Below are 15,843 nucleotides of genomic sequence, written 5' to 3' on the forward strand. Positions count from 1 at the left end.
TTGTACACGGATTAATCGCACTACAAAACAGGATCACAAACATCCCCCGCAAACAAGTATTGCAGAGATGCTTTGTGATCGCTTTCACGGAGCGGTAAAAGGGCACTTTAACGTAAATTGCACCAATATGGTGCTCAATGTTCACAATGAAGCACTATACTGGTGCAACAAATCCATCATGGTGCAGCCCTTTTGCACTATGGTGCGCATGATAACGCCTTTTTGGGGTGTTTTAAAAGTTGGCACAGATTTCGCTTTATAAAAAATACATGGCAACAGCCAGTACAAACAGAAATTGAAGACCTCGTTACCACGACGACAATGACCAATCTGGAGAGTTAAGTATGTCCGCTGAACACGTTTTGACGATGCTGAACGAACATGAAGTGAAGTTTGTTGATCTGCGCTTCACCGATACCAAAGGTAAAGAACAGCACGTCACAATCCCTGCTCATCAGGTGAACGCCGAATTCTTTGAAGAAGGCAAAATGTTTGACGGCTCCTCCATTGGTGGCTGGAAAGGCATTAACGAATCCGACATGGTTCTGATGCCAGACGCAACCACTGCGGTCATTGATCCGTTCTTCGAAGAACCAACCCTGATCATCCGCTGCGACATCCTCGAGCCAGGCACGCTGCAGGGCTACGACCGCGACCCACGTTCTATCGCTAAACGCGCTGAAGAGTACCTGCGTTCTACCGGCATCGCGGACACCGTTCTGTTCGGGCCAGAGCCAGAGTTCTTCCTGTTCGACGACATCCGCTTCGGTGCCTCTATTTCCGGTTCCCACGTGGCTATCGACGACATCGAAGGTGCATGGAACTCTTCCACCAAATACGAAGGTGGTAACAAAGGTCACCGTCCTGGTGTGAAAGGCGGTTACTTCCCTGTTCCTCCGGTCGACTCTGCACAGGACATCCGTTCCACCATGTGTCTGGTGATGGAAGAGATGGGCCTGGTTGTTGAAGCGCACCACCACGAAGTGGCGACTGCTGGTCAGAACGAAGTGGCAACCCGCTTCAACACCATGACCAAAAAAGCGGACGAAATTCAGATCTACAAATACGTTGTGCACAACGTTGCGCACCGTTTCGGTAAAACCGCGACCTTCATGCCAAAACCAATGTTTGGCGATAACGGTTCCGGTATGCACTGCCACATGTCTCTGTCCAAGAACGGTACCAACCTGTTCTCTGGCGACAAATACGCTGGTCTGTCCGAGCAGGCGCTGTATTACATCGGTGGTGTTATCAAACACGCTAAAGCGATCAACGCCCTGGCGAACCCAACCACCAACTCCTACAAGCGTCTGGTCCCGGGCTACGAAGCACCAGTAATGCTGGCCTACTCTGCGCGTAACCGTTCTGCTTCTATCCGTATCCCGGTGGTAGCTTCTCCGAAAGCGCGTCGTATCGAAGTGCGCTTCCCGGACCCAGCGGCTAACCCATACCTGTGCTTCGCAGCACTGCTGATGGCCGGTCTGGACGGTATCAAGAACAAGATCCACCCGGGCGAAGCGATGGACAAAAACCTGTACGACCTGCCGCCAGAAGAAGCGAAAGAGATCCCACAGGTTGCGGGTTCTCTGGAAGAAGCCCTGCAGGCGCTGGACGCAGACCGCGAGTTCCTGACCGCAGGTGGCGTATTCACTGACGACGCTATCGATGCCTACATCGCTCTGCGTACTGAAGAGAACGACCGCGTGCGTATGACTCCGCATCCGGTTGAGTTCGAACTGTACTACAGCGTTTAATTTAGTTGTTTTACCCGGCGTGAAAAGCGCCGGGGGTAGTTGCCGTGGAAACTTTTAGCCCATCTCCGGATGGGCTTTTTTCTCCACCAACAACCTGATCTCACGCGCTTTTTACGCCGAAACCGCTATACTGCACTAAAATAGTGCAACTACTCCAGGAGACTGCTGAATGGCAACTGGCACGCTGCCCGATGCTGGGCAGATCCTCAATTCTTTAATTAACAGTATTTTGCTGGTCGACGACGAGCTGGCCGTCCATTACGCCAACCCGGCGGCGCAACAGCTGCTCGCCCAGAGTTCACGCAAACTGTTTGGCACCCCGCTTCCTGAGTTGTTGAGCTATTTTTCGCTGAATATTGGCCTGATGCAGGAAAGCTTGCAGGCCGGCCAGGGGTTTACCGATAACGAAGTGACGCTGGTGATCGACGGGCGCTCGCACATTCTGTCGCTTACCGCGCAACGACTTCCCGAGGGAATGATCCTGCTCGAAATGGCGCCGATGGATAACCAGCGTCGCCTGAGCCAGGAACAGCTGCAGCATGCGCAGCAAATTGCCGCCCGTGACCTGGTGCGTGGTCTGGCGCATGAAATCAAAAACCCGCTGGGTGGGTTACGCGGCGCGGCACAGCTTCTGACCAAAGCGCTGCCCGACCCTGCGCTGGCGGAGTACACCAACGTCATCATTGAGCAGGCGGACCGCCTGCGTAACCTGGTTGATCGTCTTCTTGGGCCGCAGCAACCCGGCATGCACGTTTCAGAAAGCATTCATAAAGTGGCTGAACGGGTGGTGAAGCTTGTCTCCATGGAACTGCCGGAGAACGTCACGCTGGTGCGTGATTACGACCCCAGCCTGCCGGAACTGGCGCATGACCCCGATCAGATTGAGCAGGTACTGCTGAATATTGTGCGCAATGCCCTGCAGGCGCTGGGGCCGGAAGGCGGCGAGATTATTTTACGCACCCGCACCGCCTTCCAGCTCACGCTGCACGGCGTGCGCTATCGTCTGGCGGCCCGTATCGACGTTGAGGATAACGGTCCCGGTATTCCTGCGCATCTGCAGGACACCCTGTTCTACCCGATGGTAAGCGGGCGCGAAGGCGGTACGGGTCTGGGCTTATCTATCGCCCGCAGCTTGATCGATCAGCACTCCGGAAAAATTGAATTTACCAGTTGGCCGGGACATACCGAGTTTTCGGTTTTCCTGCCGATTAAAAAATAAAGGTGACGTTTATGCAACGAGGGATAGTCTGGGTAGTCGATGACGATAGCTCCATCCGTTGGGTGCTTGAACGCGCGCTCACAGGGGCAGGATTAAGCTGCACGACGTTTGAGAGCGGCAGCGAAGTGCTCGACGCACTCACCACCAAAACGCCAGATGTTCTGCTTTCGGATATCCGTATGCCGGGCATGGACGGGCTGGCGCTGTTAAAGCAGATCAAACAACGCCACCCGATGCTTCCGGTCATCATAATGACCGCGCACTCCGATCTGGATGCCGCGGTGAGCGCCTATCAGCAAGGGGCGTTTGATTACCTGCCCAAACCGTTTGATATCGACGAAGCGGTGGCGCTGGTTGAGCGCGCGATTAGCCACTACCAGGAGCAGCAACAGCCGCGCCACGCGCCCGATTTTGGGCCAACGACGGACATCATCGGCGAAGCGCCGGCGATGCAGGACGTGTTTCGCATTATTGGCCGTCTGTCCCGCTCGTCCATCAGCGTATTGATTAACGGTGAATCGGGAACCGGTAAAGAGCTGGTGGCGCATGCCTTGCATCGCCATAGCCCACGGGCAAAAGCGCCGTTCATCGCCCTGAATATGGCGGCTATCCCGAAGGATTTGATTGAATCCGAGCTGTTCGGCCATGAAAAAGGGGCATTTACCGGCGCGAATACCATTCGCCAGGGGCGCTTCGAACAGGCTGACGGGGGCACGCTTTTCCTGGACGAGATCGGCGATATGCCGCTGGACGTTCAGACCCGCCTGCTGCGCGTGCTGGCCGACGGGCAGTTTTATCGCGTGGGCGGCTATGCGCCGGTGAAGGTGGACGTGCGCATTATCGCCGCGACGCACCAGAACCTGGAGCTGCGCGTGCAGGAGGGGAAATTCCGTGAGGATTTATTCCACCGTCTGAACGTCATTCGCGTTCATCTGCCGCCGCTGCGCGAGCGTCGGGAAGATATTCCCCGCCTGGCGCGTCATTTCCTGCAGGTTGCCGCCCGCGAGCTGGGCGTGGAAGCCAAGCAGCTGCACCCGGAAACCGATGCCGCCCTCACCCGCCTGGCGTGGCCGGGCAACGTCCGTCAGCTGGAAAATACCTGCCGCTGGTTAACCGTGATGGCCGCCGGACAGGAAGTGCTGATTCAGGATTTACCGGCCGAGCTGTTTGAGGCCACCGCGCCAGAAAGCAGTACCGGACACGCGCTGCCGGACAGCTGGGCGACGCTGCTGGCGCAGTGGGCCGACCGCGCGCTGCGTTCCGGTCATCAAAACCTGCTGTCTGAGGCTCAGCCCGAGATGGAGCGTACGCTGTTGACCACCGCGCTTCGTCATACGCAGGGCCATAAGCAGGAAGCCGCTCGCCTGCTGGGATGGGGACGTAATACCCTGACGCGCAAGCTTAAAGAGCTGGGAATGGAGTAAGATTCCCCGAAGTGTAAAGGTTATTAATTGAGCGCAAATTGCCGTTATTTTGCGCTTTACTGTTCCGATGAGTTTTGTATGATCGTGCCCGGAAATCGAGGGTGGAGATCATGCTGGAAACATTAGTCAATATGCTCTCTAGCGGAGCAGTTGAAAGCCACACGCCACAAACCGCCGTTGCGGCTGTTTTGTGTGCGGCGCTGGTGGGGCTGTTTAGCTAGCGGGGTTGAACGTAAAAGCCGGGTGGCGGCTTCGCCTTACCCGGCCTACGTTTCGTGCTTTTGCGATTTAAATCACCCGCGAGAACTGCTGTAGTCGCGCTTTCTGGCGCAGATACGCGTCAAAGCACATGCAGATGTTACGGATCAACAGACGCCCTTTCGGCGTGACCTCAATTGAACTCTCCGACACATCCACCAGCCCGTCTTTCGCCAGCGGCGCCAGAAGCTCCAGGTCTTGTGCAAAATAATCGCTGAATTTCAGATCCCACTGTGCTTCCACGTCGCTAAAGTCGAGACGGAAGTTGCAGATAAGCGCTTTAATCACATCACGACGAATGCAGTCGTCACGGGTCAGCGCGATGCCGCGCCACAGCGCGTTGCCGGTTTCATCTACCTGCTGGTAGTAGAGCTTCAGCTCTTTCTGGTTCTGCGCGTAGCAGTCACCAATCATGCTGATGGCAGAGACGCCCATGCCGAGCAGATCGGTATCGCCCTGGGTGGTGTAACCCTGGAAGTTGCGGTGCAGTACCCCTTCGCGCTGGGCAATGGCCAGCTCGTCGTCCGGACGGGCAAAGTGATCCATGCCGATAAACTGATAGCCGCTCTTGGTCAGCGAGGTGATGGTTTCCTGCAGGATATCCAGCTTCTGCTGGGCAGAAGGCAGATCCGCATCTTTAATTTTGCGCTGAGCGGCGAATAGCGTCGGCAGGTGCGCGTAGTTAAAGACGCTGAGGCGGTCCGGGCTGAGTTCAGCCACGCGCTTCAGCGTAAAGGCGAAGCTCTCCGGCGTCTGCTTTGGCAGGCCGTAAATCAGGTCGATGTTGGTCGAGGTAAAGCCGATGTCACGTGCGTGGTTGAGTAAGGCGAAGATAAACTCTTCGTCCTGCTCGCGGTTCACCAGACGCTGGACCTCTTTATTGAAATCCTGCACGCCCATGCTCAGCCGGTTGAAGCCTTCCGCGCGTAAATGATCCAGGACATTCAGCTCAATTTCACGCGGATCGACTTCGATCGAGATTTCGGCGTCGTCGTTAAAATTGAAATTTCCGCGCAGCAGCGTCATCAGACGGCTTATTTGCGCCTTATTCAGATAGGTTGGCGTGCCGCCGCCCCAGTGAAGCTGGCTAACGTGACGGCCAGCAAAAAGCGGCGCGCGGTGCACAATTTCCTGTTCGAGCGCATCCAGGTATTGGTCGGCCTTATGCTGCTGACGGGTCACGATTTTATTGCAGCCGCAGAAGTAGCAGAGCTTATGGCAGAACGGAATATGGACGTAGAGCGACAGCGGGCGCTCAGGATAGCGCGCGACGGCCTGCTGAAAATCCGCCTCGCCGAAGGCATCGGAGAACTCCAGCGCGGTGGGGTATGACGTGTAACGCGGCCCGGAATAGTTATACTTCTGGATTAGGGCCAAATCCCAGTCGATAGTTGGTGCTGACATGCTCACTCCTTCCGTTGGTGTCGCGTTCGTATACGGCGGCCCGTTCTGGCCCCATCGCGAGCCATCATTCGGGTGCGCAGCCACTTCTGTCGCCGCGACAACCGCCGTAGTTTAACGAATAACCACACCAGATAACATATAACCGGAAGGGTTATAAGCAGGACTATCGTGCCTGCCGGGTGCAAATGTTAGTTTCCACCTTTCAGAAGACGCATCATATCTTCCTGCTTTTCGTCTTCTTCTTCGTCGTCTTCGTCATCGTAAGACAGACCGAGTTTCTGCATCAGCTCATCAATGCGGTCCAGTTTAGCATCCACCCATGACTGCTCTTCTGCGGTCAGGGTTTCACCCTCTTCAAGACGTTCCAGCAGCGCGTCCAGGCGCTCATCGTTCTCCAGCATATCCAGCTCAGCCTGCGGTGAAAGCATAGGTTTCTCGCTCTTTGGTTTGTGCTGCTTAGTGACCGGGGTGTCTGTCACGCCCAGCGGAATGGGAGTTTTACTGCCGATACGAGGATCTTTCTGCTGTTTGCTTTTTGCAGAAGCGCCCGCTGCACCACCGCCGTTTGCACGGCTACCCGCAGCATGGCCACGATGTTTCTTATCGCGTTTGCGATCGCGCGCTTCCTGGTTCAGTTCTTCGCGCGTTTTGCGGCGTGCTTTTGCAGGGCGTTTAGCACCCGCAGCGGAGGTTGGTTTTTTCATGATGTTTTATCTTTAAGTCGTTTTCTTCAGTATAGAATTGCGGCGAAATCTAGCAGAAAGCAAGCAAAGAAAAAAGGCGACAGAGCAATCTGTCGCCTTTTTTCCTGACTCACAACCCTTAGCGGGTCAGACATTCCATGTTTACCAACAACACACCCTGTTTATCCTTTGGCTGATACCGTCCGTGTATGGTTCCATTTCCTGTTAAAACGCCTCCAGGCGCTGGTCGTCCTGACTGTCCTGCGTCTTCGCCTCCTGGCGCTCCTGACCCTAATCCTTAGGTCAAATTCCTGTTGGCTTCCTCGCCCTGACGCATACTTTACCTTGTTCGCTTAAACTGACAAGCAACGAAACGGTACAAAAAGAGATTTTCAGACAATTACCCGGAAATAAGCTTATGATTTAAAACAGTTTGACTTTTTTGGCACCTGCGAATTCTCTGAAATCTCCCATAGCAACATTAGCCGATCTCTCACAACGCTTCGGGCTTTCGCCTGCAGGCGCCGTGCAATGAGAAAAGCCTTTTGCCCGCATTCGGGTATAATCCCCCCAGATTACGATTTTTGGAGACGACCACGTGACTACCTGGAATTACCAACAGACGCATTTTGTCACCAGTGCGCCCGATATTCGCCACCTGCCTTCTGATACCGGTATTGAAGTGGCATTTGCTGGCCGCTCAAATGCGGGGAAGTCCAGCGCCCTGAATACGCTGACCAATCAGAAGAACCTGGCGCGTACCTCAAAAACACCTGGCCGTACCCAGCTGATTAACCTTTTTGAAGTCGCTGAAGGCAAACGCCTGGTCGACTTGCCGGGATACGGTTATGCGCAGGTGCCAGAAGAGATGAAGATCAAATGGCAGCGTGCGCTGGGCGAATACCTGGAAAAACGCATGTGCCTGAAAGGTCTGGTGGTGTTGATGGATATTCGCCATCCGCTAAAAGATCTCGATCAGCAGATGATCGACTGGGCCGTAGCAAGCGATATTGCCGTGCTGGTGCTGCTGACGAAAGCCGATAAGCTGGCAAGCGGCGCGCGTAAAGCGCAGGTGAATATGGTTCGCGAAGCGGTACTGGCCTTTAATGGCGATGTACAGGTAGAGCCCTTCTCTTCGCTGAAAAAACAGGGCGTTGACAAACTGCGTCAGAAGCTCGATAGCTGGTTTAACGAGCTGGAACCCGCAACAGAAGCGGAAGCAGAGTAAAACCGAGCGCGGCAATGTCCGCGCTTTTTTTTGACGAAACTTTTCTTTGCCGCAATAAAAAACGCCCCAGTCATTACTGACTGGGGCGGCTAAAATATTCAGCCAAATCCGATTACGTGAAGTAAAAGGTCTGAAAGATAGAACATCTTACCTCTGTACCCTACGTCGATAACTCTACCCCTTTTTTTGCTGTAGAAAAAGCACTTTTTGTAGTTTTTTTTCATTCTTTACATAGGGAATTCTAATGATCGTCACAAAACGCGCTTTGTTATGTTGCTAACTTACATAAAAAGCGCGTTATTCATTGAACCTTTAGTGAGCCTGATCCCAGTTTTCACCACTTCCCACTTCCACCAGCAACGGCACGTCTAGCGTCATGCTGCTTTCCATGAGTTCGTGGATTTTTTTCGACACAGTATCGAGATCGTCTTTGTGGACTTCAAACACCAGTTCATCGTGTACCTGCATGATCATTTTCACGCGCGGCTTCTCTTTCTCCAGCCAGGCATCCACGGCAATCATGGCGCGCTTGATGATGTCCGCTGCGGTTCCCTGCATCGGGGCGTTGATCGCCGCACGTTCTGCGCCAGCGCGGCGGGCCGCGTTGCTGGATTTGATGTCCGGGAGATAGAGACGACGGCCATCCAGGGTTTCAACGTAACCTTTCTCTTTCGCCTGCGCGCGGGTACGTTCCATATATTCCAGCACGCCCGGGTAGCGTTCGAAGTAGAGATCCATATACTTCTGCGACTCTTTACGCGGAATATTGAGCTGGCGAGAAAGACCAAACGCGCTCATGCCGTAGATCAAACCGAAGTTGATTGCTTTTGCACTGCGGCGCTGTTCGTTGGTCACGCTCTCCAGCGGCAAACCAAAGACCTCCGCCGCGGTCGCACGGTGGATGTCTTTCCCTTCCGCAAATGCCGTCAGCAGACCTTTGTCACGGGACAGGTGCGCCATAATGCGCAGTTCGATTTGCGAGTAGTCAGCCGAGACAATCAGGTAATCCTCCGGGGCGATGAAAGCCTGACGAATGCGGCGCCCTTCTTCATTACGCACCGGGATGTTCTGCAGGTTAGGATCGGTTGACGAGAGGCGTCCCGTGGCCGCGACAGCCTGATGATACGACGTGTGCACGCGACCCGTTTTCGGGTTGATCATCAGCGGAAGTTTGTCCGTGTAGGTAGACTTAAGCTTCGCGAGACCGCGGTACTCCAGAATCACTTTTGGCAGCGGGTAGTCCAGCGCCAGCTCTTCCAGCACCTCTTCTGAGGTTGACGGTGCGCCGCCAGGGGTTTTCTTCAGCGGCTTGATGCCCTGCTTTTCAAACAGGATGGTTTGCAGCTGCTTCGGTGAAGAAAGGTTAAACGGCTCGCCTGCAAGATCGTGCGCTTTCTGCTCAAGCTCGGTCAGACGCTGCGCCAGCTCCCCGGAGTGGTTATGCAGCACCGTTGGGTCGATTTTCACGCCGTTACGTTCAATCCGTGACAGCACGGGCACCAGCGGCATCTCGATATGCTGGAACACGTTCAGCGGACCTTCATGCTTCTGCAGTTTTGGCCACATCTTCAGGTGCAGCTGCAGCGTGACGTCGGCGTCTTCCGCCGCGTAGCGCCCTGCTTCTTCAAGAGCGATCTGGTTAAATGTGAGCTGATTTTTCCCTTTACCGGCAATCTCTTCAAAGGTGATGGTTTTGTGCTTGAGCCAGCGGTCAGATAAGGAATCCATATCATGACGACCCGCGACGCTGTCCAGAATGTAAGATTCGAGCATAGTATCGAAGGCAATCCCGCGCAGTTCAATGCCATAGTTCTGCAGAATACCGCGGTCGTACTTGAGGTTTTGCCCGACCTTGAGCGCCTTTTCATCTTCCAGAATCGGCTTCAGCAGCTCAAGCACGCGCTCGCGGGAGATCTGCTCCGGCGCATCCAGGTAGTCGTGCGCCACAGGAACGTAGGCGGCAATACCCGGCTCTGTCGCGAAGGACAATCCCACCATATTGGCTGAGATGTTGTCGAGGCTGTCAGTTTCGGTGTCAAAGGCAAAGACCGGCGCTTTTTTCAGTTTCTCGATCCAGGCGATCAGCTGTGACTCTTCCAGAACGGTTTCGTAGTTGTCGAAGGAGAGCGCAGCGGCTTCTTCTTCCGCCTGCTCTTCGGCATCAACGACAATCGTCTCCTTCGGCTTCGCAGCTGGTTTGGCCCCTTTTGCCTGCAGCCATTTACCGGCTTCCACGTCAGTGGTCCAGCGCTTGAATTCGTATTTCTTAAACAGGCTCAGCAGGTCGTCAGCGGAAGGCTGTTGCACTTCCAGCTGCTCACAGCCCAGCTCCAGTTCCACATCGGTTTTAATCGTTGCCAGCTTATAGGACAGATAAGCCACCTCTTTGTTCTCTTCCAGCTTCCCGGCCATGGTTTTTGCGCCACGGAAGGAAAGGCTGGCGATTTTGTCTGATTCCGCGTAGAGCGTGTCCAGACCACCCAGCCCCTGGAGCAGCGCCTGCGCGGTTTTTTCACCAACGCCGGGGACGCCAGGGATGTTATCCGAGGAGTCACCCATCAACGCGAGGAAGTCGATAATGAGCTCTGGCGGCACGCCATACTTAGTGACCACTTCTTCCGGCCCCAGAATGGTGTTGGTCATGGTGTTTATCAGGGTGATACCTGGCGTCACCAGCTGGGCCATATCTTTATCGCCGGTGCTGATCAGTACCGGACGGCCCATTTTTTCAGCTTCACGCGCCAGCGTACCGATGACGTCGTCGGCTTCCACGCCAGAGACGGCCAGCAGCGGCAGGCCCATTGCTTTCACCATGGCGTGCAGCGGTTCAATCTGCGCACGCAGATCGTCAGGCATTGGCGGACGATGGGATTTGTAATGCTCAAACAGCTCATCGCGGAAGGTTTTGCCTTTCGCATCAAAAACGACAGCCGCATGGGTGGGCTGGTACTGAAGGATCAGGCTGCGCAGCATGTTCAGCACGCCGTACATTGCGCCGGTAGGTTCCCCTGCGCTATTGGTCAGAGGAGGAAACGCATGGTACGCCCGATACAGGTAAGAAGAGCCGTCGACGAGAATAAGTGGGTTTTCTGGGATCTGAACCATAATGTCCGTGCCTTTAATCAATTTATGCGTAAAGGATGCCACAGAAGGATGAAAACATCAGTTATTCAGGTTCGATACAGGAAAAGATTTTGCGATCGTGAGGATCGCTCGCAAAACTCAAACTGTGGATAAGTTTGTGAATATTTTCACTTCAAATGAAAAACAGGTGCTAAATGCAGGTATGCGTTGAGAATAAATCATTACATATCAGCTTGTTAAACACTAACACTGTATGATAATAGCCTGATGGTGACAATTTAGTCTATGTGGATATAAGTCCTGAATAGCGCACAGTATTAGAGAAATCTTCTGCGTCAGGGGAAAAGCCGTCAATTGAAGACATGAAAGCGCCATTATTTTGTCATTTTTCTGATAAAATCAGCGCCCAGCGCCGAATTATCGGCCGCTTCATTACAGCTAACCACCTGAAAAAGCTCATCATGTCGAAATTGCTCGCTGCAATAACATTACCGCTAAGCATCATTTTAACTATTCTGGTGACGATTGCCTGTTCTGTGCCGATCATTATTGCCGGGATCGTTAAACTGCTGCTGCCTGTGCCTGCGGTGTGGCGATCCGTCTCTGCGTTTTGTAATTTCATGATGTATTGCTGGTGTGAAGGACTGGCGATCCTGCTGTGCCTGAACCCGCATCTGAAGTGGGATATCGAAGGGCTGGAGAGCCTGAACAAAAAGAACTGGTACCTGCTGATTTGCAATCACCACAGCTGGGCAGACATCGTGGTGTTATGCGTGCTTTTCCGCAAGCATATCCCGATGAACAAATACTTCCTGAAGCAGCAGCTCGCCTGGGTGCCTTTTATCGGGCTGGCCTGCTGGGCCCTCGATATGCCGTTTATGAAACGCTATTCGCGCAGCTATTTGATTCGTCATCCGGAGCGTCGCGGTAAGGATGTGGAGACCACGCGCCGTTCCTGTGAAAAGTTTCGCGCGCATCCAACAACCATCGTGAACTTTGTTGAAGGCTCCCGGTTTACGGAAGAGAAGCGTCAACAAACTCGCTCTCCTTATCGGCATTTGCTCCCGCCAAAGGCGGCGGGTATTGCGATGGCGCTTAACGTGCTGGGTGCACAGTTCGATAAACTTCTGAACGTTACGCTCTGCTATCCGGAAAATGACAGGACGCCGTTCTTCGATATGCTAAGCGGCAAGCTGACGCGCATTGTTGTTCGGGTGAATTTAGTGCCAATCGATGTCGAGCTGCACGGTGACTACGTTAACGATAAGAATTTCAAACGTGGTTTCCAGCAGTGGCTTAATACGCTCTGGAAAGAGAAAGACCAACAGATAGACAGCATTAAATCCTCATACAAAAACGCCGGTCAGTGACCGGCGTTTTCATATCAACGAAATTACTTCTTCTCAACCAGGTATTTCACGGTATCGGCATACTGCTGTACAAAGATATCCATGCTGCTGGTGTCCATGCCCTGCATGTTCAGCTGATATTTGCCGTTAACAAACATCGCCGGAACGCCCTGAAGCTGCAGGTCCGCGGCCGCTTTTTCCTGCTGAGCCACCAGAGATTTCACCACAAAGCTGTTCCACGCGGCGTCGTACTCTTCACCTTTCACGCCGGCATCAACGAACACTTTACGGATATCCGCAGTGGTCTGAACGGTCTGAGTTTTCTGTACGGCTTCGAACATTGGAGCAGTGATTTTATCTTCCACGCCCAGCGCCATAGCTACCGCCCACGCCTGAGTTAGGTCTTTACCCAACGGGCCCAGGAACTCAACGTGGTACTTGGTCATTTTGGTGCCTTCCGGCAGCTTTTTCTTCACGTTGTCAGAAACATGCAGCACCTCTTCGAATTGATAGCAGTGCGGGCAGTAGAACGAGAAGAATTCCAGAACCTGTGGCTCGCCAGCTACCGGCTTTTCCAGCGTGATGAACTGTTTACCGTCGGTAAACTGCGCAGCAGAAGCGCTAAATGCCAGAATCATACCTGCCAGCGCCAGCCAAATTTTTTTCATGATTAACTCTCTCCTGGGTGTGTCCAATTAATACATCGGCGTTAATTGCAGAGGGGGTTCCTGAAGAACCTTAACCTGCTGAGTGAATGTAGATATCTGGCTGCGCCAGTAATCTTCTCCGGTAAGCCACGGGAAATTACGGGGAAATGCGGGATCGTCCCAACGCCTGATTAACCATGCGAGATAATAAACAAAACGCATAGAACGTAAAGGCTCAATCAGGGCAATTTCGTCTGAATTAAACGGGCTAAATTCTTCATAGGCTTCAATAATCGTTTCAAGCTGCATGCGCTGCTCGGCTTTGTCGCCATTGAGCAGCATCCACAGATCCTGAACCGCAGGTCCCATGCGCGCATCGTCGAGATCGACAAACAGCGGGCCATCGCGCCAGAGGATATTTCCGGCGTGACAATCGCCATGCAGGCGCAGAACGGAAATATCATCACGCCAGCAGGCTTTCACCGCAGCAATAAGCTTATCGGTGGCGTTGAGGAAATTATCCTTTAGCGCAGTGGGGATCAGCGCAGACGTTTCAAATACCTGACGTGGTTCGGTGAGATATTCCTGAATCCCGAGCGTTGGTCGGGCAGTGAACGCTGTTTTACGTCCCGTCTGATGAATGCGTCCCAGATAGCGAGCAACCCACTCCATCTGATCGATACTATCCGCTTCAAACTGGCGGCCACCCAGACTGGGGAATACGGCGTAGTAAAACCCTTCATGCGTGTGCAGCGTTTGGTTATTGAACTTTATCGGCGCGGCAACAGGGACGTCATCACCCAGCAGATCGTGAGCAAACTGGTGCTCTTCCTGAATTTGCTGTGCAGACCAACGTTCAGGGCGATAGAACTTTACGACGAAGCGCTGACGATCCTCGTCCTGAAATTGATAGACGCGGTTTTCGTAGCTATTTAACGGGGTTAGCCCTGAATCCACACGAATACCCTGTTCAAACAGGGCATCCATAATGGTATCCGGGTGTAGTGTCTGGAAAGTAAAAGCCTGGTCGTTCATCCGATCATCCGGAAATTATACGAATGATTCAGGATATCATCTTGTGGCGATTTCGGTGGCTCCGCTTACAAGCTTTTACTCTTTAATTACGCCTCGGGCGCGCAGCAGCGCAGTTTTAAAATCTTCCTCATAATCCTTCTGAATACCAGGAATAACAGCATCTTTGGCCGAGTCGCGCATTTTGAGGTGGTAGATCAGGATGTCGTCAGAAAGGTCTGCCAGATCGCCGTCAAAACCTGACTCTTTCGCCAGTTTTTGTAAGAATTGCATCAGATTCAGCTCTGGCTCTTTTTGCCAGGCTGGCTGGAGGAGTTCAATGACTTCATTCAGACGTTTACATTTCATGGTGGTGCTCCTTTCATTTAGAGTGACACGTTAGCAGGGTCAATCCCACAATAAAAGAGGCGATATTAGTGAATGAGAGCCAGAAAATCATCGGTGTCGTTCTGGCCGGTGGCAGAGCGACGCGAATGGGCGGAGAAGATAAGGGGTTACAGCGCCTGAATGGCAAGCCCTTATGGCAGCACGTCGCTGATACGCTTGTCAATCAGGTATCGGCCATGGCGCTCAGCGCTAATCGCCACATTGATATTTACCAACGTAGCGGGTTTCCCGTTTATCAGGATAATCTCGCAGATTATCCGGGACCGCTGGCCGGCATGCTTTCGGTGATGCAGCAGTCGCAGGGCGAGTGGTTTCTCTTTTGTTCGTGTGATACGCCATTTATACCCGCTTGCCTGGTAGAGCGAATGGTGCAACAGCGAGGTGAATCGCCCGTGGTCTGGGTGCATGACGGCGAGCGCGACCATCCAACTATCGCGCTCGTTAACAGATCGTTGATTCCGGACATGAGCGGCTATCTGGCTGCCGGTGAACGAAGAGTTATGGTGTTTATGCGCAAGGTTGGCGGACATGCTGTTGATTTTAGCGACATGAAAACATCCTTCGTGAATGTGAACACGACAGAAGATTTACAGGCCATGCAGGAGAAGAGATGACACCTGTTTTAGCAATCTCTGCCTGGAGCGGTACGGGAAAAACTACGCTGCTGAAAAAACTGATACCCGCGCTGTGCGCCCGCGGCATCCATCCTGGCTTGATTAAACACACGCACCATAATATGGATGTCGATAAGCCGGGCAAAGATAGCTATGAACTGCGTAAAGCGGGTGCGGCGCAAACGATGGTGGCAAGCAACCAGCGCTGGGCGTTGATGACAGAAACGCCGGATGAGGCACCGCTGGATCTTGCGTATCTGGTCAGCCGGATGGATCATTCCACGCTGGATCTGGTGCTGGTTGAGGGATTTAAGCATGAGGCCGTACCTAAGATCCTGCTGTTCAGAAACGATGCCGGGCATGATTTCAGCGAGTTAACGCTGGATGAGCATGTGATTGCGGTGGCCAGTGATGTTGTATTGCCGCTTGAAGTTCCGTTACTGAATTTGAATGATGTGGATGGGATTGCAGAGTTTGTTGTGAAGTGGAGTGCGGTCTGACTTGCCGGGTGGCGGCTTTGCCTTACCCGGCGCCTACCGTTTTTTAGTCTATAAACGCAAAAAGGCCATCCTTGCGGATGGCCTCTTTACTTAATTGATGCCTGGCAGTTCCCTACTCTCACATGGGGAGACCCCACACTACCATCGGCGCTACGGCGTTTCACTTCTGAGTTCGGCATGGGGTCAGGTGGGACCACCGCGCTAAAGCCGCCAGGCAAATTCTGTTAATCTGTATCAGGCTGAATATTGTTTGCGTCTCT

General features: G+C 53.3%; 15 protein-coding genes and 1 rRNA gene. 8 read left to right on the forward strand and 8 right to left on the reverse strand.

Annotated features, from left to right (window positions below; all coding sequences use genetic code 11):
• Positions 1-344 precede the first annotated feature (344 nt).
• The 4 genes from glnA (at position 345) to ACR42C_RS22770 (ending at position 4,618) form a co-directional block, all read left to right on the forward strand.
• Positions 345-1,754 (forward strand): glutamate--ammonia ligase, encoded by a 1,410-nt coding sequence (gene glnA, locus ACR42C_RS22755; RefSeq protein WP_008501856.1) that lies wholly within the window; start codon positions 345-347, stop codon positions 1,752-1,754.
• Positions 1,755-1,923: 169 nt separating this feature from the next.
• On the forward strand, positions 1,924-2,973 hold the full coding sequence (glnL, locus tag ACR42C_RS22760; RefSeq protein WP_116343739.1) for a nitrogen regulation protein NR(II): 1,050 nt from the start codon (positions 1,924-1,926) through the stop codon (positions 2,971-2,973).
• An 11-nt stretch (positions 2,974-2,984) separates the two neighbouring features.
• Positions 2,985-4,397, forward strand: a complete 1,413-nt coding sequence (gene glnG / locus ACR42C_RS22765; protein WP_028014893.1) for a nitrogen regulation protein NR(I) — start codon at positions 2,985-2,987, stop codon at positions 4,395-4,397.
• A gap of 110 nt (positions 4,398-4,507) precedes the next feature.
• Positions 4,508-4,618, forward strand: a complete 111-nt coding sequence (locus ACR42C_RS22770; RefSeq protein ID WP_023331639.1) for a YshB family small membrane protein — start codon at positions 4,508-4,510, stop codon at positions 4,616-4,618.
• 67 nt (positions 4,619-4,685) lie between these two features.
• On the opposite strand, the gene hemN is transcribed toward ACR42C_RS22770, so the two are convergent.
• Both hemN and yihI read right to left on the reverse strand, forming a co-directional pair.
• On the reverse strand, positions 4,686-6,059 hold the full coding sequence (gene hemN / locus ACR42C_RS22775; protein ID WP_479984597.1) for an oxygen-independent coproporphyrinogen III oxidase: 1,374 nt from the start codon (positions 6,057-6,059) through the stop codon (positions 4,686-4,688).
• 188 nt (positions 6,060-6,247) lie between these two features.
• Positions 6,248-6,763 carry a Der GTPase-activating protein YihI gene (yihI, locus tag ACR42C_RS22780; RefSeq protein WP_116343735.1) on the reverse strand — a complete coding sequence of 172 codons (516 nt, stop codon included), beginning with the start codon at positions 6,761-6,763 and terminating at the stop codon, positions 6,248-6,250.
• Between the two features lie 577 nt (positions 6,764-7,340).
• On the opposite strand from yihI, the gene yihA reads away from it, so the two are divergent.
• Positions 7,341-7,970 carry a ribosome biogenesis GTP-binding protein YihA/YsxC gene (gene yihA, locus ACR42C_RS22785; RefSeq protein WP_116343734.1) on the forward strand — a complete coding sequence of 210 codons (630 nt, stop codon included), beginning with the start codon at positions 7,341-7,343 and terminating at the stop codon, positions 7,968-7,970.
• 98 nt (positions 7,971-8,068) lie between these two features.
• Here yihA and spfP read toward each other — a convergent pair whose 3' ends face one another.
• Together spfP and polA are read right to left on the reverse strand one after the other, a co-directional pair.
• A complete protein-coding gene (gene spfP, locus ACR42C_RS22790; RefSeq protein WP_071892919.1) occupies positions 8,069-8,116 on the reverse strand; it encodes a small protein SpfP in 48 nt (15 codons plus the stop codon).
• Positions 8,117-8,282: 166 nt separating this feature from the next.
• Positions 8,283-11,075 carry a DNA polymerase I gene (gene polA / locus ACR42C_RS22795; protein ID WP_163330995.1) on the reverse strand — a complete coding sequence of 931 codons (2,793 nt, stop codon included), beginning with the start codon at positions 11,073-11,075 and terminating at the stop codon, positions 8,283-8,285.
• A 440-nt stretch (positions 11,076-11,515) separates the two neighbouring features.
• On the opposite strand from polA, the gene ACR42C_RS22800 reads away from it, so the two are divergent.
• Positions 11,516-12,424 (forward strand): acyltransferase, encoded by a 909-nt coding sequence (locus ACR42C_RS22800; RefSeq protein WP_166712640.1) that lies wholly within the window; start codon positions 11,516-11,518, stop codon positions 12,422-12,424.
• Positions 12,425-12,447: 23 nt separating this feature from the next.
• Here the strand turns inward: ACR42C_RS22800 and dsbA are convergent, their stop codons facing one another.
• The 3 genes from dsbA to ACR42C_RS22815 all read right to left on the reverse strand — a co-directional run bounded on the left by dsbA (position 12,448) and on the right by ACR42C_RS22815 (position 14,430).
• Positions 12,448-13,071 (reverse strand): thiol:disulfide interchange protein DsbA, encoded by a 624-nt coding sequence (gene dsbA / locus ACR42C_RS22805; protein ID WP_028014899.1) that lies wholly within the window; start codon positions 13,069-13,071, stop codon positions 12,448-12,450.
• A 27-nt stretch (positions 13,072-13,098) separates the two neighbouring features.
• Entirely contained in the window at positions 13,099-14,085 is a 987-nt protein-coding gene (locus tag ACR42C_RS22810; protein WP_233003669.1) for a serine/threonine protein kinase, read from the reverse strand.
• Positions 14,086-14,160: 75 nt separating this feature from the next.
• On the reverse strand, positions 14,161-14,430 hold the full coding sequence (locus ACR42C_RS22815) for a YihD family protein (RefSeq protein ID WP_008501866.1): 270 nt from the start codon (positions 14,428-14,430) through the stop codon (positions 14,161-14,163).
• A 68-nt stretch (positions 14,431-14,498) separates the two neighbouring features.
• Here ACR42C_RS22815 and mobA point away from each other — a divergent pair, with 68 nt between their 5' ends.
• On the forward strand, positions 14,499-15,083 hold the full coding sequence (gene mobA, locus ACR42C_RS22820) for a molybdenum cofactor guanylyltransferase MobA (RefSeq protein ID WP_116343730.1): 585 nt from the start codon (positions 14,499-14,501) through the stop codon (positions 15,081-15,083).
• Positions 15,080-15,583 carry a molybdopterin-guanine dinucleotide biosynthesis protein MobB gene (mobB, locus tag ACR42C_RS22825; RefSeq protein WP_479984598.1) on the forward strand — a complete coding sequence of 168 codons (504 nt, stop codon included), beginning with the start codon at positions 15,080-15,082 and terminating at the stop codon, positions 15,581-15,583. Before mobA ends, mobB begins: the two co-directional genes overlap by 4 nt.
• A gap of 99 nt (positions 15,584-15,682) precedes the next feature.
• Here mobB and rrf read toward each other — a convergent pair.
• A 5S ribosomal RNA gene (gene rrf / locus ACR42C_RS22830) occupies positions 15,683-15,798 on the reverse strand.
• Positions 15,799-15,843: the final 45 nt, after the last annotated feature.

It is taken from the genome of Enterobacter sp. MG-EB028 (assembly GCF_056673305.1).